General features: G+C 59.4%; 10 protein-coding genes. 5 read left to right on the top strand and 5 right to left on the bottom strand.

Going from position 1 to position 21,922, the window contains the following annotated elements; all coding sequences use genetic code 11:
* Positions 1–4 precede the first annotated feature (4 nt).
* Positions 5–1,405, bottom strand: a complete 1,401-nt coding sequence (locus R6X40_RS15980; protein WP_318414779.1) for a VOC family protein — start codon at positions 1,403–1,405, stop codon at positions 5–7.
* A 115-nt stretch (positions 1,406–1,520) separates the two neighbouring features.
* Between R6X40_RS15980 and R6X40_RS15975 the strand changes: the two genes are divergently transcribed.
* The 3 genes from R6X40_RS15975 (at position 1,521) to R6X40_RS15965 (ending at position 12,671) form a co-directional block, all read left to right on the top strand.
* Positions 1,521–2,411: a LysR family transcriptional regulator gene (locus R6X40_RS15975; RefSeq protein ID WP_318414778.1), complete on the top strand. Its 891-nt coding sequence runs from the start codon at positions 1,521–1,523 to the stop codon at positions 2,409–2,411.
* 476 nt (positions 2,412–2,887) lie between these two features.
* Positions 2,888–11,377, top strand: coding sequence for a GH36-type glycosyl hydrolase domain-containing protein (locus tag R6X40_RS15970; RefSeq protein WP_318414777.1), 8,490 nt, complete (start codon positions 2,888–2,890; stop codon positions 11,375–11,377).
* A gap of 130 nt (positions 11,378–11,507) precedes the next feature.
* Positions 11,508–12,671, top strand: coding sequence for an OpgC family protein (locus R6X40_RS15965; protein WP_318414776.1), 1,164 nt, complete (start codon positions 11,508–11,510; stop codon positions 12,669–12,671).
* Between the two features lie 49 nt (positions 12,672–12,720).
* Here the strand turns inward: R6X40_RS15965 and R6X40_RS15960 are convergent, their stop codons facing one another.
* On the bottom strand, positions 12,721–14,478 hold the full coding sequence (locus R6X40_RS15960) for a glucan ABC transporter ATP-binding protein/ permease (protein ID WP_318414775.1): 1,758 nt from the start codon (positions 14,476–14,478) through the stop codon (positions 12,721–12,723).
* Positions 14,479–14,939: 461 nt separating this feature from the next.
* Here R6X40_RS15960 and R6X40_RS15955 point away from each other — a divergent pair, with 461 nt between their 5' ends.
* Together R6X40_RS15955 and pyc are read left to right on the top strand one after the other, a co-directional pair.
* Positions 14,940–15,680 carry a LuxR family transcriptional regulator gene (locus R6X40_RS15955; protein ID WP_318414774.1) on the top strand — a complete coding sequence of 247 codons (741 nt, stop codon included), beginning with the start codon at positions 14,940–14,942 and terminating at the stop codon, positions 15,678–15,680.
* Between the two features lie 114 nt (positions 15,681–15,794).
* Complete coding sequence (pyc, locus tag R6X40_RS15950) at positions 15,795–19,253, top strand: pyruvate carboxylase (RefSeq protein ID WP_318414773.1); 3,459 nt, start codon at positions 15,795–15,797, stop codon at positions 19,251–19,253.
* A gap of 145 nt (positions 19,254–19,398) precedes the next feature.
* Here pyc and R6X40_RS15945 read toward each other — a convergent pair whose 3' ends face one another.
* The 3 genes from R6X40_RS15945 to R6X40_RS15935 form a co-directional block, all read right to left on the bottom strand.
* The gene (locus R6X40_RS15945) at positions 19,399–20,160 is read right to left on the bottom strand and encodes an amino acid ABC transporter ATP-binding protein (protein ID WP_318414772.1); all 762 of its coding nucleotides are present in this window, start codon (positions 20,158–20,160) and stop codon (positions 19,399–19,401) included.
* On the bottom strand, positions 20,157–20,837 hold the full coding sequence (locus R6X40_RS15940; protein ID WP_318414771.1) for an amino acid ABC transporter permease: 681 nt from the start codon (positions 20,835–20,837) through the stop codon (positions 20,157–20,159). Before R6X40_RS15940 ends, R6X40_RS15945 begins: the two co-directional genes overlap by 4 nt.
* Before the next feature lie 108 nt (positions 20,838–20,945).
* The gene (locus tag R6X40_RS15935) at positions 20,946–21,722 is read right to left on the bottom strand and encodes an amino acid ABC transporter substrate-binding protein (protein WP_318414770.1); all 777 of its coding nucleotides are present in this window, start codon (positions 21,720–21,722) and stop codon (positions 20,946–20,948) included.
* Positions 21,723–21,922: the final 200 nt, after the last annotated feature.

Raw genomic sequence — 21,922 nt, 5'->3', positions numbered from 1 at the left:
AGCTTTACTCCGCCGCTTGCGCCGACGAAAGCATCTGTCTGACATCGGCGATCGAAGCCTGTTCGATACCGGCATAGTGATCGAACTCGTTAAGAACCTTGGCACCGAGATCGAGTTCGAAACGCTGCTGGTTCGGGCTTGCGACGAATTCCTGGGTTGCCTCGTCACCAAGGTTGGACTGGAAGATACCAGCAGCGCTGACGGGCAGGAAGTCTTCATAGACGATCGGGTCGAACTGCACGAGACCGTCAGCGATCAGGCTGTCGATGCTCTTGGACGCTTCGGCCTTTGCCTTGCGGCCCTTGGCGGTCAGCGAATAGGCGAAATAGCCGAGACCTTCGGTGCGGATGCCGGCCCATGTATCGGGGAACGGAATGAAAGCGTCCGAAAGTGCCTTTTCGTATTCCGCGGCATTCGAACCGTCCGCCGCCGGGCGAACGATCTTGCGGGAGGCGTTGAGCAGATCGTCGTAAAGTGTGCGGCCCTTCGGGGTCAGCGCGATGCCGCGCTGCTCGATCTCGCCGAAGCGGGCAGTGTGTGAGCCTTCATGCCAGCTGCCGTCGGTAGCCTGGAACGAAACCGGCTCCTCAAGCGCCTTGAACGATGTCTGACGCAGAAGGATCGCGCATTTGCGGGTCGGCGGACCTTCGATCGTCGCCTTCGGGGCAATAGCGTAATCCGGCATGCGAGCCTGAACAGCATCAATATCCAGCGTGCGCGGCGTCAGGTGGTTGATATGCGGGCCTTTGAAGGAAACAACGTCAGCGATCAGCCGGTGAGCATCATGCAGACGGTGATACATATCGGGGCTGACATTGGCCTGATCGTGCCAGCGGAAAGTTTCCAGCGCCTCAGCCACGAAAAGCTCGGCATCGGCCTTGTCGAGACCGCCCTGCTTTTCCGCCTTTTCCGTCAGCGCGATGGCGCCGTCTGTAAAGATCTGGCGCTTGGATAGGATTTGCTCGGCTTCATCGCGTAAGGCTTTGTCGGCGATCAGGTCGAGCCGCAGCAGCGAGGTGAAGACGCGGAACGGGTTTTTCTTCAAGGCAGCATCGCCGACCGGGCGAAAAGCCGTTGAATGAACCGGCACGCCGGCGGTCGATAGATCGTAGTAGCCAACCGGCAGCATGCCCATGACGGCAAAGACGCGGCGCATCATCGACAGTTCGGCAGCCGAGCCAAGCCTAATGGCACCATGGCGCTCTTCGGAGATGCGCTCCAGCGAATCCGTGTCCTCAAGCCGGGCCTGCAGATCCGGGTCGGCGGCCAGCGTTTCGGCGTTCACCTTGCCCACCAATTCCATCAGCGTGCCATAGGCCGGCACTTCCGTGCGGTACATGGCTGACATCGCTGCGGAAAAGGCCGAGCGGATAAGGTCGGCGGATATGAAACTATTCTCTTTCACGGCAACGCGCCTCGCAGTATGGAAGGGATAACGGTGATCATTCTCAATTCGTATCATATATGGGGCGAACGGGCATTGATTGCGACAGTTGTGACTATGATCATGCGAGGCTGGAATGAAGTTGAGCAGAAGACTGGTCCCGGACGTCACCACGCTGCAGGCATTCGAATGTGCCGCGCGTCATGGCAGCTTCACGCAGGCCGCCGCTGAACTGAACCTCACCCAGAGCGCCGTCAGCCGCCAGATCAAGGATCTCGAAAGCCAGATCGGCGTGCTGCTGTTCGAGCGTGTCCGCCAGCGGGTCATTCTCTCCGATGCCGGGCAGAAGTTCCTGCCCGAGGTGCGCCGGTTGCTGACCCAGTCGGAGGAATTGATGGTTCGCGCCATGGCATCGGCGCGCTCGGAATCGAGCCTGTCCATCGCGTCGCTCCCGACTTTCGGCAGCCGCTGGCTGACGCCGCGCCTGCCGGACTTTCTCAATCAGCACCCCGGCACGGTGATCAATATCGCCTCGCGGTCGCAGCCCTTCGATTTCGAGGAGCAGAATTTCGACCTCGCTATTCACTATGGCCAGCCGGTCTGGGCGCATGCCACCTGCAGCTACCTCTGCAGCGAGGTCATTGTGCCGGTGGCGAGTCCGGCCCTCCTGGCGCTCAACCCGATGCGGGAACCGGGCGAGTTGGAGCACAAGCCGCTGCTGCATCTCGCCACACGGCCGAAGATGTGGGCGCTGTGGTTCGAGAGCAATGGTGGCGAGATGAAGTCGGCCTATCGCGGCAACCGGTTTGACCAGTTTTCCATGGTGATTGAGGCTGCTATCGCCGGCTTGGGCTTCGCCCTGGTGCCGCGCTACCTGATCGAGCAGGAGTTGGCTACCGACCGATTGCGCGTCGTCTTCGATCGGCCGATGCAGACGGAAAACAGCTATTATCTGGTGGTGCCGGAGGGCAAGCTGGAAAATCCGGTCAGCCAGGCTTTCCGGGAATGGATCGTCAAGCAGGTTTGACGGCAAGGCGCCGACGAAGGCGCTCAGTTGCAGCGCATCATAACGGATGGAACCTTTCCAATCGGGGTGCGTTCCGGTCTGGATGAATAGCCTCAAAGATACGGTCGCTAACAATTTCCCGGCATTGGTTGAGACGAAAAAAGTGTATGCTGCGCTTTCTTTTGCGCGGTGCGCGCGAATTCGTCCCCAACGTCGGCCGCGCTTCTTGCAACATATTGGCACTGCGGCTAAAAAATGCCAATTTCTTGCACCACGCAGCCTTGTTAGCGAAGCGACTGTCGTTTTCACACCTTCCAAAGCCCGTCCGGGCAATGCCAAATTCCTGGGTTTCCCGCGTGCGCGAGACCTGAAGGCTTTCGGCAGAGCGCAAGCGGACAGCTAGGATAGTGGAAGCGCATAGCCAAAAATCAGGGCGCCAGCCCATCCGGCACGACCACCGGACCCTTCAACACCGCTTGGATCCAGAACCCGTACCCATGCCCCTTCATAACACGCCGTCCACGCCTCCGCGCGAAGCCGAGATCAAGCCGATCGATTACAACGATTCGATCCGCTCGACTTATTTCACCATTGATGAGCTTCATAAATGCGGTGCAGCGCTCGCCCGTGACGGCGTTTCGTCCCTTCCGGGGTTCTTTCCGTTCGAATTCCGTCCGCGCCACCGCGAAAATGAAGACGAGATTTTCCGCGTCTACAAGGTAACGGCGACCGACGTTGAAGCCGGCGCCTCGATCACGCCTGCTGCCGAGTGGCTGCTCGACAATCACTATCTGGTCGAGGAATCGATCCAGGAAGTGCGACGCGATTTTCCGCGCAAGTTTTATCGTCAGCTGCCCACTCTGGCGGTTGCCGGCACGACGATCCCGCGGACGATGGCGCTGGCCTGGCTCTACATCGCCCACACCCACAGCACGGTTTCGCGCGAAAGCCTGACGGCCATGGTTGCCGGCTTCCAGGAGCACGAGACCTTCAAGATCGGCGAATTGTGGGCGCTGCCGTCGATCGTCCGGTTCGTATTGATCGAAAATCTGCGGCGCATCGCCATCCGGGTCGACCGGTCGCGCAACATGCGTAACAAGGCAAACGACGTCGCCGACCAGATCGTCCGTCTCGGCACGCCTGAGAAATTCGGGTCGGTGCTGGCGGAAGCCGAGCCGCTCTGTGCAGACAATACATTCGTCGCCCAGCTGCTTTACCGGTTGCGGGACGGTTCGCAGACTTCCGGTTTCGTCATCACCTGGCTGGAAGAACAGCTCGAAAAGCGTGGCAGCGATGTCGAGGAGGCTTTGGTCGCCGAGCAGAACCGGCTGTCGTCAGGCAATGCGACGATGAGCAACATCATCCGCAGCCTGCGCGAAATCGATGACAATGATTGGGCCGTCTGGTTCGAAAGCGTCAGCAAGCTGGACGAGGCATTGCGTGAGGGCTCGGATTATTCCGCCCTCGATTTCGGATCGCGCAACAAGTACCGCAACACCATTGAGCGGCTGGCGCGCCGCTCCGGCAGTTCCGAGCTGGAAGTCACGCAGATCGCGCTTGCCATGGTCAAGGCTGATGCCAGCACAATCGATATGCCGCACGAGCCGAATGTCGGCGGCTTCCTCGTCGGCAAACAGCGCCGCTTGCTGGAGGAAAAGATCGGCTACCGGCCATCCGTTCTCCAGACCATCATCCGGCTTGGCCGGAAGCTGGACTGGTTTGCGATTGCCGGCCCGAACATCCTGTTGACCATCCTTGCGATGATCGCTGTCTATGTTTTCGTCAGCCCGATGGAAATTCCAACGGGTGCCAAGCTGATCATGCTGCTGTTGTTTGCCCTTCCAGCTTCCGAAGGTGCGGCCGGCCTCTTCAACACGCTGGTGACGCTCTCCGTCACCCCGTCACGACTGGTCGGATACGAGTTCCTTGACGGGATACCGGAGGATGCACGAACCCTCGTCGTCGTCCCCTGCCTGATCTCCAAGCGCGATCATGTCGATGAACTGGTGCGTAATCTGGAAGTTCATTATCTTGCCAATCCGAAGGGCGAGATCTATTTCGCGCTGGTCAGCGATTGGGTCGATAGTCCGGAGGAGGAAACCGCCGCCGATCTCGACGTGCTGGAATATGCCAAGGCCGAGATCGACACCTTGAGCGCCCGCTATGCCCACGACGGACGCACTCGTTTTTACCTGCTGCATCGCCGCCGCCTCTACAACGAAGCGGAAGGCGCCTGGATGGGCTGGGAGCGCAAGCGTGGCAAGTTGCACGAGTTGAACCTGCTTCTGCGCGGCGACAGCGATACCAGCTTCCTCGCCGGTGCCAATACCGTGCCGGAAAACGTCCAGTATGTCATGACGCTGGATTCCGACACGCGCTTGATGCGCGATGCGGTCACCAAGCTTGTCGGCAAACTCTATCACCCGATCAACCGCCCGGTTGTCGATCCAGTCACGCAGAGGGTCACGGCCGGTTACGGTATCCTGCAGCCGCGTGTGACCCCTTCGCTGACCACCGGCAGCGATGCGTCGGCATTCCAGCGCATCTTCTCGGTCAACCGCGGTATCGACCCCTATGTATTCACCGTCTCCGACGTTTATCAGGACATCGCCGGCGAAGGTACGTTTACCGGCAAGGGCCTCTATCACGTCGATGCCTTCGAAGCTGCTCTGAAGGGCAAGATCGAGGAAAATTCGGTTCTCAGCCACGATCTGCTTGAAGGCTCTCTGGCGCATTGCGCGTTAGTCAGCGATGTCGAGTTGGTCGAGGATTTCCCGATCCGCTACGAGGTCGAGATGTCGCGCCAGCATCGTTGGGCACGCGGCGACTGGCAGCTTCTGCCGTATATGTTCAATCTGTCCAACGGCGTCAGCATGCTCGGCCGCTGGAAGATGTACGACAACCTGCGCCGCTCGCTGATCCCGTGTGCCTGGCTGATCGCCTCGGTCATGGGCTGGTATTACATGGAGCCGACGCAGGCACTGGTCTGGCAGTTCGTGTTGATTTTCAGCCTGTTCGTCGCGCCCACCTTGTCGCTGATTTCAGGCATCATGCCCCGCCGCAACGATATTGTAGCGCGCGCCCACCTTCATGCCGTTCTCTCGGAAATCCAGGCCGCCAATGCGCAGGTCGCATTGCGCATCGTCTTCATCGCCCATTCGGCCGCGATGATGATGGACGCAATCGTGCGTTCTATCTACCGGACCTTCGTCAGCGGCAAGCTGATGCTGGAATGGCGCACAGCCGCGCAGGTGCAAAGTTCGGCCGGTGGCAGCATCCTCGATTATTATCGAACGATGTGGATCGCACCGGTCCTGTCGGGCATCTCGCTGTTATTGGCTGCGATTTCCGATACCGGACTTCCTTTTATCGGTATTCCGTTTGCGTTGCTCTGGGCACTCTCTCCAGCTATCGCATGGTTCGTCAGCCAGTCGGCCGAGACCGAAGACCAGCTTGTCGTACCGGACGAAGTCGTCGAGGAGCTGCGCAAGATCGCGCGGCGGACATGGCTTTATTTCGAGCAGTTCGTCACTGCCGATCAGCATTTCCTGCCGCCGGACAATTTCCAGGAAATTCCGCATCCGATCCTCGCCGAACGCACGTCGCCGACGAATATCGGTGTCTATCTTCTCTCCGTCATGTCCGCCCGTGATTTCGGCTGGATCGGCTTCGAGGAGACCATCCGCCGCCTGGAAGAAACAGTCGCCACGGTCGACCGCATGCCGAAATACCGCGGCCATCTTTTCAACTGGTACAAGACCGACACGCTGGAAACGATGGAGCCGAAATACGTTTCCGCCGTCGATAGTGGTAATCTTGCCGGCCACCTGATCGCGGTGTCCTCGATGTGCCGCGAGTGGGCTGAAGCTCCATCGGCGCATGTGCAGGGCAATCTCGATGGTATCGGCGACGTCGCTTCCATTCTGCTGGAGATCCTCGCTGAGCTTCCGGACGATCGCAAGACCGTGCGGCCGCTGCGCCGTCTAATGGAAGAACGGATTGCCGGCTTCCAGAACGCGCTTGCCGCCGTCAAGCGCGAGCATGAATTCGCCTCCATCCGGGTGATCAATCTAGCGGTCTTGGCGCGTGATATTCACAAGCTTACGGTCAATCTCGACCATGAGGTGAAGAACGCCCAGAGTGGCGAAGTGACGAAATGGGCGACCATGCTCGTCAATACCTGCGAAGCGCATATTGCCGACGGCGTGTTCGATCTCGGCGCCATCGAAGCGCTGCGTCAGCGCCTGATCGTCGTGCGCGACCGGGCCCGCGATATCGCCTTCACGATGGATTTCAGCTTCCTGTTCCGCCCGGAGCGGCGCCTGTTGTCGATCGGTTACCGCGTCAATGCGAACGAACTCGACGAAGCGTGCTACGATCTTCTGGCATCCGAAGCCCGTCTCACCAGCCTGTTTGCCATCGCCAAGGGCGACCTGCCGACAGAGCACTGGTACAAGCTTGGCCGGCCGATCGTGCCGATCGGTGCGCGCGGTGCGTTGATCTCCTGGTCGGGCTCGATGTTCGAATACCTGATGCCGCCGCTGGTCATGCAGGAGCGGCAGGGTGGTATTCTCAACCAGACCAACAACCTGATCGTTCAGGAACAGATGAACCACGGCCGCCGCCTCGGCACGCCGTGGGGCATTTCGGAAGCGGCCTTCAACGCCCGCGACCATGAACTGACCTATCAGTACACCAACTTCGGCGTCCCGACGCTCGGCCTGAAGCGCGGTCTTGGCCAGAATGCCGTCATCGCTCCCTACGCCTCGATCCTCGCCAGCATGTACGCTCCGAAGGCGGCCATCGCCAACCTGGAGCGTCTGCGTGGCCTTGGCGCGCTCGGCGTCTACGGTTTCCACGATGCTGTCGACTTCACGCCCACCCGCGTACCGGAAGGCAAGACCTGCGCCGTCGTGCGCAACTACTATGCCCACCATCACGGCATGTCGATTGCAGCCGTCGCCAACGTCGTCTTCAACGGACGCCTGCGCGAGTGGTTCCACGCCGATCCGGTCATCGAAGCTGCCGAACTGCTGCTGCAGGAAAAGGCACCGCGCGATATTCCGATCATCAACACCAAGAAGGAGCCGGAATCGCTCGGCAAGGGCCAGGAAGATCTGCTGCGTCCCGAAGTTCGAGTCATCACCAATCCGCTGGTCAAGGACCGCGAGACGGTGTTCCTGTCGAACGGCCACTATGCGGTCATGCTGACGGCAACCGGTTCCGGCTATTCCCGCTGGAACGGCCAGACCGTTGCGCGCTGGAAGGCCGATCCGACCGAGGACCGCTCCGGTACGTTCATCTTCCTGCGCGATACGACCACTGGAGACTGGTGGTCGGCGACGGCCGAACCGCGCCGTGCCGAAGGCGAAACGATGACGACCCGCTTCGGCGACGACAAGGCCGAGTTCATCAAGAAAGTCGGCGATCTGACCAGCGAAGTCGAATGTATCGTCGCCACCGAGCACGATGCCGAAGGCCGTCGGGTGATCCTGCTCAACACCGGAACTGAGGATCGCTTCATCGAAGTGACATCCTATGCAGAACCTGTTCTGACCACGGATGATACCGACAGCGCCCATCCGCTGTTTGCCAAGATGTTCCTGAAGACGGAAGTCGATCCGAAGGGCGACGTCATCCGCGTCACGCGTAACAAGCGCAGCCCGAGCGAACCGGATATGCAGGTTGCGCATCTGATCGTTGATAACGCCGCAAGCACCCGCCATACCGAGGCAGAGACGGATCGCCGCCGCTTCATCGGCGTGGGCCGCACGCTTGCCGAAGCGCAGGCCTTCGATACAGATGCCAAGCTCTCGGGTGCGGACGGTTACACGCTTGATCCCATCGTCTCGCTGCGCCGGGTCGTGCGCGTCCCGGCAGGCAAAAAGGTCAGCGTGATCTTCTGGACCATTGCTGCACCAAACCGTCAGGATATTGATAAGGCTGTCGATCGCTATCGCCACCCAGACAGCTTCAACCATGAACTGATCCACGCCTGGACCCGTTCGCAGGTACAGATGCGCCATGTCGGCGTGACCTCGCAGGAAGCCGCAAGCTTCCAGATGCTCGGCCGCTACCTTGTTTACCCAGACATGCAGTTGCGCGCTGATACCGCCACGGTTCAGGCCGGTCTTTCCCCGCAATCGGCGCTCTGGCCGCTGTCGATGTCGGGTGACTTCCCGATTTTTGCCGTCCGCATCAACGATGACATCGATCTTGGTATCGCGCGGGAAGCGTTGAGGGCGCAGGAGTATCTGCGTTCGCGTGGCGTCACCGCCGACTTGGTGATCATCAACGAGCGTGCCTCGTCCTATGCGCAGGACATGCAGCACACACTGGATGCGATGGCGGAAAACCTGCGCTTGCGCGGCTTGTCAGATGGTCCGCGTCAGCACATCTTTGCCGTTCGCCGCGATATCATGGAGCCGGAGACCTGGACGGCCTTGCTGTCCGCGTCGCGTGCCGTGTTCCATGCCCGCAACGGCAAGATTTCCGACCAGATTTCGCGTGCTGAAAATCTTCTGGCGAAACCGTTGCCCAAGGATGACGTTGCCGTTGCGCCGTTGCTGGCAGTTATCCCGGAAGAGAGTGGTGCTAAGAACGTCGAGATCAATGGCGATGGGCTGGACTTCTGGAACGGCTATGGTGGTTTCTCTGCTGATGGCCGCGAATACGTCACCCGTCTACGCGGTGGTGAAGCGACGCCGCAGCCGTGGATCAACGTGATTTCCAATGAAGCTTTCGGTTTCCATGTTGCGGCCGAAGGGGCTGCGTTTACCTGGGGCCGTAATTCGCGCGACTACCAGCTGACGCCATGGACCAATGATCCCGTCATCAACCGTCCCGGCGAAGCCATTTTTATCCGCGACATGGATAGCGGTGCCGTCCTGTCGCCCTACGCTGCGCTGTCCCGTCGCAAGTCGGTTCAATTCGAGACGCGGCATGGTCTTGGCTATTCCGTGTTCAAGAGTACCCAGGACGGTTTGGAGATCGAGGTCGGCCAGACTGTTCATCGCACCGCGCCGGTCAAGTATCTGCGGCTGCGGTTGAACAACACATCCGGCGAAGCCCGTAGCCTCAAGATCTACGGCTATGCGGAATGGGTGCTGGGCAATAACCGGACAAAGACCGCGCCGTTCATCTTGTCACATCAGGATGAAGCGAGTGGTGCGGTGCTGGCGACCAATCCGTACAGCATCGACTATTCCGGCCGCACCGCCTTCCTCGCGGCGAGCGACAGGCCGTCAGGGTTCACCTCAAGCCGCCGCGAATTCCTGGGCCAAGGGGGCAGCATTTATGCCCCCCAGGCTGTGATTGATGGCGGTCAGTTATCGGGTGACGTCGAAGCCGATGGCGATCCCTGTGCGGCGATCGTTGTCGATGTGACGCTGGAGGCGGGTGCTACCCGCGAACTGACGTTCTATATCGGCGATTCCGACAATGCCGGACAGGCGCTTGAAAATCTCGCCGAGGCCCGCAGGAGCACGTTCGAAACTGTTCTCGAAGCATCCAACGGCTACTGGCAGGACTTTACCGGTGTGCTGCAGATTGAAACGCCCGACAAGGCGTTCGACAATATGGTCAATGCCTGGCTCCCCTATCAGAGCCTTGGTTGCCGTATCCTTGCACGCTCGGCCTTCTACCAAGCCAGCGGCGCTTTCGGCTTCCGTGACCAGCTGCAGGATACGCTTGCCTTTATCGTCCACAGGCCGGAGCTTGCCCGGGCACAGATCCTCAACGCCGCCGCGCGGCAGTTCATCGAGGGCGACGTGCTTCACTGGTGGCTGCCGAACACAGGCGCCGGCGTGCGCACGCTGATTTCCGACGATGTGGTCTGGCTCGGCCATGCGGTGCAGCACTATTGTTCGGTTACCGGCAACAAGGACATTCTCGACGAGCAGATCGCCTTCATCGAAGGCGCTGCTCTGGAACCCGGCCAGCATGACAGCTTCTACCAGCCGGCCGTGTCGGAGCGGCGTGCCAGCCTTTACGAACATTGCGCCCTGGCGCTTGATCTTGCCATTGCCCGCAAGGGCGAGAACGGCCTGCCACTGATCCTTGGCGGTGATTGGAACGACGGCATGAACCGTGTCGGTATCGAAGGGCGCGGCACCAGCGTTTGGCTCGGCTGGTTCCTCGCATCGACACTGCGGTCGTTCTTGGTCATTGCCCGTGAACGTGGCGACACGAAGCGGGTTTCCGCTTGGGACGCACATCTGGAAAGCCTCAAGAAGGCGTTGGAAACGGCCGGTTGGGATGGTGCCCACTATCGTCGCGGCTACTATGACGACGGCACCCCGCTGGGTTCTGCTGAAAGCAGCGAGTGCCGGATCGATTCGATTGCCCAGTCCTGGAGCGTCCTCTCCGGCGAAGGCGACACAGAGCGGTCGGCACAGGCGATGGATGCGGTGCTGGCCGAACTGGCTGACGGCGATCATCAGATCATCCGTCTGTTCACGCCACCACTCTCCGGAACCGAGCAGGATCCGGGTTACATCAAGGCCTATCCGCCAGGGGTTCGCGAAAACGGCGGACAGTATACCCATGCGGCGACCTGGGTGGTGCTGGCACTGGCGGCGCAGAACCGTACCGAAGACGCCTGGCGTGCGTTCGAGATGCTCAATCCGGTCAATCATTCGAAGGACCGCGAAAGCGCCGATCACTACCGGGTCGAACCCTATGTGGTTGCTGCCGACATCTATGGCGACGGCACCCTGACGGGACGCGGCGGCTGGACCTGGTACACCGGGTCTGCGGCGTGGCTCTACCGTGCCGCAGTCGAGGGCATTCTCGGCATCCGCCGGCAGGGAAACAAGCTGATCGTCCAGCCTGTCCTGCCGAAGGACTGGGATGGATTCTCGGCGACACTGACCATCGACGGCAAGGCGCATGTCATCTCGGTGACAAAAAATGCGGAAAACGGCGAGTCGATCGTCAGCGTGAATAATACTGTCACAAAAAACGCGCATGAAGGCGTTTTGTTGTAGCTGCCGGCGTTAGATCAAAATTGAAACCGGCTTTGCACCAGAAGGCGCAAAGCCGGTTTTGTTTTGATCGCCTGCATCGATATCGCGTCAATGGGGGCAGGGGCACTGAACTCGGACGAGACCATTCTGAATGCTTCAAAAACTGCAAATCCAGGCCTGCGGGGGTGATGGACAGGTGGGAGAAACCCAGACTGTCCCCTCCCAGCGGGATACCCGCCTTGATGTCTTTCGGGCGCTCTGCCTGCTGACCATCTTCGTCAATCATGTGCCGGGACAGTATCTCGAATATCTGACCACCAAGAACTTCGGTTTCTCGGACTCGGCCGAGGCCTTCGTGCTGATCTCGGGGCTGTCGGCCGGGCTCGCCTATGGCCGGAAGTTCACGATCGGCAACCGCCTCGCGCTCAGCCTGAAAATCTGGCGCCGCGCATTCACACTCTACATTGCACACATCATGACCAGCATCATCACGCTGGCGATCTTTGCCGGCGGTGCGCTCTATTTCGGCCGCCAGGATCTGATCAGCGAAATCAACATCCGCCCGCTGGTGGATCATACCGAGCAGGGTTTCGTCGCCATGGTGCTGCTGGGGCATCAGCTGGGCTACAACAACATCCTGTCAATGTATGCCGTCGTGTTCCTGCTGTTGCCGGGTATGCTCTGGCTGTACGGGCGCAGCCCTTTCCTGCTTTTCATGGCATCGGCTGCCCTTTGGCTCGCGGCAGGGATCTTCACGATCGTCCCGATCAACTTCCTCGACGAAGGTTACTGGTTTCTCAATCCATGGTCCTGGCAGTTTCTGTTTGTCATCGGGATGATCTGCATGATGCGGTCGCGCGCCGGTAAACCAATACAGCGACATCCATCGTTGGTGGCGATAGCCGCGGCTTATGTGGCGCTGTCGTTGTTCTGGGTGCTTTTGTCCTGGTGGAACCTCGATTTTTCATACGGTCTGCCGTCGGTCCTGACGGGCTTCGACAAGACATTCCTCTCCCTGACGCGATTGCTGCACGTTCTGGCGCTCGGCTATCTGCTGGCGGTCTTTCCGGTGTTCAGCCGGATAACGCGTCTGCGCATCGATCATCCGCTCGTCATGATCGGCCGTCACTCCTTGCCTGTATTTATCTTCGGAACGATCCTTGCCATGGTTGGCCAGGTGTTGCTGTTTGTCACGGGCCGCGACTCGCTCTGGGGCTCGCTGTTCGTGCTTGCCGGTATCGGCCTGCACTTTGCCTACGCCCGCTACCTCGACTGGGTCGGTGGCCTTTCCCGCCCCGCAGCGGTAAAGGCATAAAAAAGGCCCCATATTGGGGCCTTTTGAATGTTTGGTGTTGGGTCCTGTATCAGGCTGCAGCGTGGCTCATGCGGACGTCCTCGTCCGTCAGGATGCCGCTGGCTCTCAAGAGCGAGGCAAACCGGCCGTTGCTCTGGCTCAGCTCGTTGAAGCCGCCCATCTCGACGATCTGGCCGCGATCCATGAAGATCACCAGATCAGCCTCGCGCACCGTCGACAGGCGGTGAGCGATGATGAAGGTCGTGCGATCCTTGCGCAGGTTGTCGATCGCAGCCTTCACCCGGTTCTCGGTTTCGACGTCGAGCGCACTGGTCGCTTCGTCGAGCACCAGGATCGGTGCATTCTTCAGAATGGCGCGGGCAATGGCGATACGCTGGCGTTCGCCACCGGACAGACGGTTGCCACGTTCGCCGACGCGCGTGTCGTAGCCGCCCTCGCGGCTTTCGATGAAGTCGGCTGCGGCTGCGGCTTCGGCCGCTGCCATGACTTCGTCTAGCGATGCATCATCACGGCCCAAGCGAATGTTCTCGCAGATCGACCGGTTGAGCAGGCCCGCATCCTGGAACACGGTGGCGATCGAGCGGCGCAGCGACTTGCGGGTAACGGTCGAGATATCGACGCCATCGACAAGGATTTGGCCGCCGGTCGGTTCATGAACGCGCTGCAGAAGGTTGACCAGCGTCGTCTTGCCGGCACCGGTCGGACCGACGATGGCAATCGTCTGGCCGGCCTTAGCGGTGAACGACACGTTGCGCAGACCTTCGTTCGAATTGGCAAAGTTGAAGGAGATGTCGCGGAATTCGACTTCACCACGAACATTGTTCAACTCGCCAGCATCGGCAGGCTCTTCACGTTCGCGGACCGAGTCCTCCAGGACAAAGAAGTCCTCAAGCTTGGCACGGGCTTCGAAGATCTGCGTGACGAAAGCCTTCATCTGGTCGAGACGGCCGATCAGCAGGTTTGCGAAACCGATAAAGGCAATGACTTCACCAACACCGAGTTCGCCGCGCTGCACAAGGACCGTGCCGATGACGAGGATGGCCATCATCGAGATGGTCGAAGCCATACGGTTCAACGCGCTGGCAAGCGCCCACCAGTCGAGGACCGGCAGCTGAGCGGAAATCAGCTTCTGGGTGAAGTTCTTCAGCTCGCGGGTTTCAGCCTCGATGCGGTTGTAGCTATGAACGACCGAAACGTTGCTGATCGAGTCGGAGACATGCGAGAAAACCGTGTGGTAGTGATCCTCAACCGAAGCCTGACCTTCCTTGGTGCGGGTCATGACAAACTTGCCGACGACGACATAGAGTACGCCGAGCACGACGAGAACGAGCGACAGGCGGACGTCCATGGCAAAAGCGGTCGGGATGAGAAGCGTCAACGCGACGGCTGTCGCAAGATGCTGGCGCATGAATTCAAGCCAGAGGCCGAACAGCGTTTCGCAGGCGCGCAGAAGGGTATGCAGTGCGTTGGAGGTTCCGCGCTGAGTGTGCCACGACAGCGGCATGGAAATGATCCGGCCGAAGGCTTCGGTGATAAGGGTCGAGCGGCGGGTATGCGCCAGCCTGTCTGCCTCACGGGCGACAAGCACGAAGGCAACCGTATTGAACACGCCGAGAGCGGCCCACATCATCAGCATAGGCGCAGCTGTTTGCTTGGAAGAGATCGCGCCGATGATCCGGCCGAACAGGATCGGCTCGGCGATCGTGATAACCGCCAGCACCACGTTGGCGATGACGATCGCCGAGACGCGGAGTTTGTGTACGGCGAGATACTGAAGCGCTCTTAAATAGACCTGGAACAATGACACTGTCTTATCCCTCTTGGGCAGTTGGTTTGCGGTGCAATGAAAAAGCAACAGTGCATTTGCATCGCGGGGAATGGCTTGGGGAAGAAAAGAACTGCTTGGAAAAAGTATTCATTCTCTCATCTTGGTCGATGGAATGAAAATTCCGAAACTGAACGTCTTCTTCCTTCCATTTGTAATTCTCTCGGTCCACCGGCACCGAAAGTCATTTTTTAGCTTCGCCGCGCAAACTTGATTATGATAAAACGGCGAGGTGATTGGAAATTCCAGACACCTCAAGTCGATCATTCATAGCTTGCTATTTTTCGCGCCTTGCAGTTCGTTGACGATGCGGTGTTAGGTGGTCGCATGACTGATGAGGGGATTATCGCGATTGCAACATGAATGGGTGCTGAACGGCACATTCATGTTGCGGCGCAACGGATGCGGTCGGAGACTGAAAGCAATTTTTTAAAGGGGTGTTTATGAATATTACTATGCTGGTGCAATTTTTGGCACTGATTGACGAGATGCGCAGCAGGGACGAGATCGTTCAGGAATTTGAACGGGTTCTCGACCGCTACGGTTTCGACTTTTACGGCATTGTCCGCCAGCCGAAGCCCGACGAAAATCCGCTAAGCTTGTTGCTCGCAGGGCGTTGGCCGGATGGCTGGCCGCAGATTTATATCAAGAAGAAATACGTCATCATTGATCCGACCATCCGTTTTCTCGGTCACGCGCAACGCGGCTTCCGCTGGCGCGATACGCTGGTCGCGTTCCGCTCCGATCCGCACCGCAAGCGGATGGAGCGCATGATGGTCGATGCGCGTGGTCACGGCCTCCACGACGGATATATTTTTCCTGTTCACGGACGCCGCGGGTTGCTCGGCAATATGACATTGGGCGGTCGTGTCGTCGATCTCAGCGCGGTGGAAATGAGCCTTTTCGACGGTATTGCTAAAAAGATATTCTGGCGCCTATTGGAGCTTTCCGATCCGACTGTGCTTGCCGACATGGTGTCAAACGTCGATGTGCAGATGACCCGGCGTGAGATGGAAGCGCTGCACTATCTGGCGGACGGCATGACCTCGAACGAGATCAGCAAGATCCTTGAAATTTCCACTCACACCGTCGACTGGTACATGAACGGCATCCAGGACAAGTTGAAGGCGAAAAATCGCCATCACGCCGTGGCGCTGTCGTTCCGGCTGGGGCTGATTTCCTGATCGAAAATGAATCTTTCCCGGGCGTCACTCTGAAATTGAACTTCAAGTCATGAAACGCTAATAATTCTTTTCGCGGTGCAGCATTACCGTGTTTCAAGTCTTGAGGAGTCCGACTTGCCCATCTCAAAAATCCTTGTCGCCAACCGGTCTGAAATTGCCATTCGCGTCTTTCGCGCTGCAAACGAACTGGGAATAAAAACGGTTGCGATATGGGCGGAAGAGGACAAGCTGGCGCTTCACCGGTTCAAGGCGGACGAGAGTTATCAGGTCGGGCGCGGGCCGCATCTTGCCCGTGATCTCGGGCCGATCGAAAGCTATCTGTCGATCGAGGAAATCATTCGCGTTGCCAAGCTGTCAGGCGCCGATGCAATCCACCCCGGCTACGGTCTCTTGTCCGAGAGCCCCGAATTCGTTGATGCCTGCAAGGCAGCAGGCATTATCTTCATCGGCCCGACCGGTGACACCATGCGCCGCCTCGGCAACAAGGTGGCCGCGCGCAATCTCGCCATCGAAATCGGCGTGCCGGTCGTGCCTGCCACCGAGCCGCTTCCTGATGACATGGCAACAGTTGCAAAGATGGCCAAGGAAATAGGCTATCCCATCATGCTCAAAGCCTCGTGGGGCGGCGGTGGCCGCGGCATGCGCGCTATCCGCGATCCGAAAGATCTCGCCCGCGAAGTGACGGAAGCCAAGCGCGAGGCGATGGCAGCGTTCGGCAAGGACGAGGTTTATCTCGAAAAGCTGGTCGAACGCGCACGCCACGTCGAAAGCCAGGTTCTCGGCGATACCCATGGCAATGTCGTGCATCTGTTCGAGCGCGACTGTTCGGTTCAGCGCCGCAACCAGAAGGTCGTCGAGCGTGCACCGGCTCCGTATCTGACGGATGAGCAGCGCCAGGAGCTGGCCAACTATTCGACCAGCATTGCCAAGGCAACGAACTATATCGGCGCTGGCACGGTCGAATATCTGATGGATATGGACTCGGGCAAATTCTACTTCATCGAAGTCAATCCGCGCATTCAGGTCGAGCACACGGTCACCGAAGTCGTCACCGGCATCGATATCGTCAAAGCGCAGATCCATATCCTCGATGGCTTTGCCATCGGCACGCCGGAATCGGGCGTGCCCAAACAGGAAGACATTCGGCTTAACGGCCATGCCCTGCAGTGCCGGATCACCACGGAAGATCCCGAGCAGAACTTCATTCCGGATTACGGCCGCATCACCGGCTACCGTTCGGCGTCTGGCTTCGGCATCCGTCTGGACGGGGGCACGGCTTATCCGGGTGCCGTCATCACACGCTATTACGATCCGCTCTTGGTAAAAGTGACCGCATGGTCGCCGAGCCCGCAGGAAACCATCGCCCGCATGGATCGCGCGTTGCGCGAATTCCGCATTCGCGGCGTTGCGACAAACCTGACCTTCCTCGAGGCGATCATCACGCATCCGAAGTTCAAGGATAACACCTACACCACCCGGTTCATTGATACGACGCCGGAACTGTTCCAGCAGGTCAAGCGCCAGGACCGCGCCACCAAGCTGCTGACCTATCTCGCCGACGTTACCGTCAACGGCCACCCGGAAGCCAAGGGCCGGCCGAAGCCGAGTGCCGATGCCGCAAAGCCTGTCATTCCCCGCATCCAGGGTGCGATCGTCGATGGAACCAAGCAGAAGCTCGATGCGCTTGGACCGAAGAAGTTCGCCGAATGGGTGCGCGCCGAAAAGCGTGTGCTTCTGACCGATACGACCATGCGCGACGGTCATCAGTCGCTGCTCGCGACCCGCGTGCGCACCTATGATATCGCCCGCATTGCCGGCACCTACGCTCGCGCTCTGCCGAACCTGTTCTCGCTGGAATGCTGGGGCGGCGCCACCTTCGACGTGTCAATGCGCTTCCTGACAGAAGATCCGTGGGAGCGTCTTGCAAAGGTGCGCGAAGATGCGCCGAACCTGCTTCTGCAGATGCTTCTGCGCGGCGCCAATGGCGTTGGCTACAAGAACTACCCCGACAATGTCGTCAAATACTTCGTCCGCCAAGCGGCGAAGGGGGGCATCGATGTCTTCCGCGTGTTCGATTGCTTGAACTGGGTCGACAACATGCGCGTGTCGATGGATGCGGTCGCCGAAGAGAACAAGATCTGCGAAGCGGCGATCTGCTATACCGGCGATATCCTCAATTCGGCCCGCCCGAAATACGACCTGAAATACTATACAGCGCTTGCTACCGAGCTTGAGCGGGCGGGTGCCCACATGATTGCGCTGAAGGATATGGCCGGGCTGCTGAAGCCGGCAGCTGCGACGGTGCTGTTCAAGGCGCTGCGCGAGGCAACCGATCTGCCGATCCATTTCCACACGCATGATACATCGGGCATTTCTGCTGCGACTGTTCTTGCTGCCGTGGACGCTGGTGTCGATGTCGTCGATGCGGCGATGGATGCCTTTTCCGGCAATACCTCGCAGCCTTGCCTCGGCTCGATCGTCGAGGCTCTGCGCGGCTCCGAGCGTGATCCGGGCCTCGATCCGGAATGGATTCGCCGCATTTCGTTCTATTGGGAGGCCGTGCGCAACCAGTATGCTGCCTTCGAAAGCGACCTCAAAGGGCCTGCATCCGAGGTCTACCTGCATGAAATGCCAGGTGGCCAGTTCACCAATCTCAAGGAACAGGCCCGGTCGCTCGGCCTCGAAACCCGCTGGCACCAGGTTGCGCAGGCCTATGCCGATGCCAACCAGATGTTCGGCGATATCGTCAAGGTAACGCCGTCCTCCAAGGTTGTCGGCGACATGGCATTGATGATGGTCTCCCAGGACCTGACGGTTGCCGATGTGAAAAACCCGGCCAAGGATGTGTCCTTTCCGGAATCGGTCGTGTCGATGCTGAAGGGTGATCTTGGTCAGCCTCCGGGCGGATGGCCGAAGGCGCTGCAGGAAAAGGCGCTGAAGGGCGAAAAGGCCTATACGGAGCGCCCGGGTTCGTTGCTTGCAGATGCCGACCTTGATGCCGAGCGCAAGGCGATCGAAACCAAGCTGGAGCGCACCGTCAGCGATTACGAGTTTGCCTCGTACCTGATGTATCCAAAGGTCTTCACCGACTACGCACTGGCGGCGGACACCTACGGCCCGGTCAGCGTGCTGCCGACGCCAGCCTATTTCTATGGGCTTTCGGCGGGCGAAGAACTGCTGCCGGAGCTTGAGAAGGGGGTCTCGCTGGTCGTCCAGCATCAGGCCATGAGCGAGCCGGACGAGCAGGCGATGGTCAAGGTGTTCTTCGAGATCAACGGTCAGCCGCGCCTGATCAAGGTTCCGGATCGTAACCGCGCCGCCTCCAGCACCGCTCGCCGCAAGGCTGATCTGACCAACGCCGCCCATCTCGGCGCGCCTATGCCGGGCGTTATCTCGACGGTGTCCGTCACGGCCGGCCAGACAGTGAAGTCTGGTGACGTTCTGCTCTCCATCGAAGCAATGAAGATGGAAACAGCGCTGCACGCGGAAAAGGACGGCACCATCGCCGAAGTCCTCGTCAAGACCGGCGACCAGATCGATACCAAGGATTTGTTGATCGTCTACGGCGCCTGATGAACGGTTGAGAGGAGGCCTCTTGCGGGCCTCCTCAGTTGCCACACATCATCGGCGACGGTTCTCTTGAAGTTCGCGGAATAACCGGCGGGCTTGGATTGGCCGGACGACCCGGCCAATCTCTTGAAGATGCTGTAATCCGTTTTCAAATATCGTAGCTATTCCCGGCACTCAGCGAAGAGATGAACTTCTTGGTGCGTTCCCGTTCCGGCGTCTGGAAGATGTTTCTCGGTGCGCCGCTTTCGACGATCAGGCCGCCGTCAAGGAACAGGACCTGATCCGCGACCTTCGAGGCGAGGCGCAGGTCATGGGTGGCCATAATCATTGTCGTGCCTTCGGCGGCAAGGCGATTGAGCACTTCAACGACTTCTTCCGCCAGTTCCGGATCGAGCGCGGATGTCGGCTCGTCGCAGAGCAGGACGCGCGGTGAAGGGGCGAGCGCCCGGGCGATCGCCACGCGCTGCTGCTGGCCGCCGGAAAGCGTTGCCGGCCAGGCGTCGGCCTTGTGGGACATGCCGACCTTTTCGAGCAGTTCCAACGCCCTGGCCTTCGACTTTTCCTTCGGCCATTTCAGAACCGTGACCAGCCCTTCCATGACGTTTTCGATGGCGGTCTGGTGCGGGAAAAGCTGAAAATTCTGGAAGACCATGCCGGTCTGGCGGCGCAGGCGCTGGATAGCGTCCCAGCCGGTCTTCTTGTTGGGCTCAAACGTGATCTGTTCCGCGCCAATCCTGATGGTGCCGGCCGTGGGCGTTTCCAGCAGGTTGACGCAGCGCAGCAGAGTGCTCTTGCCGCCACCGGACGGGCCGACCAGTGCTGTCACGGTGCCCTCAGCTATGGTGACGCTGATATCCTTCAGGACGACGTTGTCGCCAAAACGCTTTTCAAGATGGGTGAGCTCGATCATGTGCGCGCCTCCAGGAAGCCGCCATAGCGGGCGAAGCGTTTTTCCAGCCGGACCTGCAGTGTGGAGAGAACGGAACTCAGCGCCAGATAGAGCAGTGCCGCCTCGATATAGAGGATCAGCGGTTCATAGGTGGTGGCGACGATGCGCTGCGCCGTCTGGAACAGCTCCGGCACCGTGATGGCGGCGGCGAGCGACGTGTCCTTCACCAGCGAAATGAACGTGTTCGACAAGGGCGGCACCGCAACGCGGGCGGCCTGTGGCAGGATGGTGCGGCGCATTGCCTGGCTCCAGCTCATGCCGATCGAATAGGCGGCTTCCCATTGGCCGCGCGGCACCGAGGAGATGACGGCGCGGATGATTTCGGATGTGTAGGCGCCGATGTTCAGCGTGAAGCCGATGAGCGCAGCCGGGAAGGCGTCGAGCAGGATACCGAGGCTCGGCAGGCCATAGAAAATGACGAAGAGCTGGACCAGCAGCGGCGTACCGCGAATGACCCAGACATAAAACCGCGCCACGGCCACCAGCGGTCTCGGACCGAATAGCCGCACGACCGCTGTCAGCAAGCCAAGCGCCAGCCCGAATGTGAAGGAGAGCAGCGTGAGCGGAATCGTGAAGATCAGCCCGGCTCGCAGGAGGGGCCAGAGCGAATCGAGCATCAGTTGGAGCCAAGGGGGCACGGGCGGGCCTTTCAAACGTCATGATCCGCCCCGGATGCCGGAACGGATCATGACTTATAGTTCAGACGTGGTTGCGGCGAAACCTGTTCGACCGCCCCGTTTCAAAGGTTATTTTGAAACGTCTGCGCCGAAATACTTCTGCGATATCGCGTCATAGGTGCCGTCAGCCCTGATATCGACCAGTGCCTTGTTGATGGCTTCCAGAAGCTCAGGCTCGCCCTTGCGGACGATGATGCCGGAAAAGTCGGCATTGGCTTGCTCGGCGGCGATCTTCACCGGCGCATCCGGCTTCTTCTTCTTGAAATCGAGGAAGGACAGGCTGTCGTTGACCGTTGCATCGGCGCGGCCAGTGAGAACCAGTTGGATCGACTGGTCGAAACCGTCGGTGCCGACGAGTTCGGCGCCGGCTGCCTGCGCGATCTTGCCGAAATTGCTGGACAGCGACTGAGCGGCGTTCTTACCCTTCAGGTCCGGGAAATCCTTGATGTCGGCATTATCTGACTTGACGATCAGCACGGCCTTTGAAGCGATATAGGGCTCGGAGAAATCGTACTTCTTCTTGCGTTCTTCGGTGATGCCGACCTGGTTGATCACGGCGTCATAGCGGTTTGCATCGAGACCGGCGATCAGGCCATCCCACTTGCCTTCGAGGAATTCGGCCTTGACGCCCAGCTTCTTGGCAACAGCTTCACCGATTTCAACGTCGAAGCCGACCAGCTTGCCGCTTTCGTCGTGATAGGTGAAGGGTGCGTAGGTGCCTTCCGTGCCAATCTTCAGCGCGCCAGCCGACTTGATTGCCTCAAGGTTTTCACCGGCATGGGCCGAGCTGAACGAGACCAGCTGAACGAATGCAGCAGCAGCGAGAAGTGTGGGAACCAATTTCATTGTCTTTTTCCATCTTTCTGGTCCGGCCTGTTGTGTGCCGGCGTGGGAGGACATTCGCATATGGCTGGATGCAAGACAGCGCACAAAACTTCAATTGTGCGCTGCAATAGCGGAAGGTTTTTCTCATTTTGAAGCCGTTTCAACGCAAATTTGGCCGAGACAGCCCAAATTCAAGGCGAGATGCTGATTTTTGTGGCGCT

This window comes from Rhizobium sp. PL01 (assembly GCF_033447125.1).
In the GTDB taxonomy this organism is placed as follows: Bacteria; Pseudomonadota; Alphaproteobacteria; order Rhizobiales; family Rhizobiaceae; genus Pararhizobium.
Note: the sequence above shows the minus strand (reverse complement) of the source record. Positions and strands in the feature narration are given on the sequence as shown.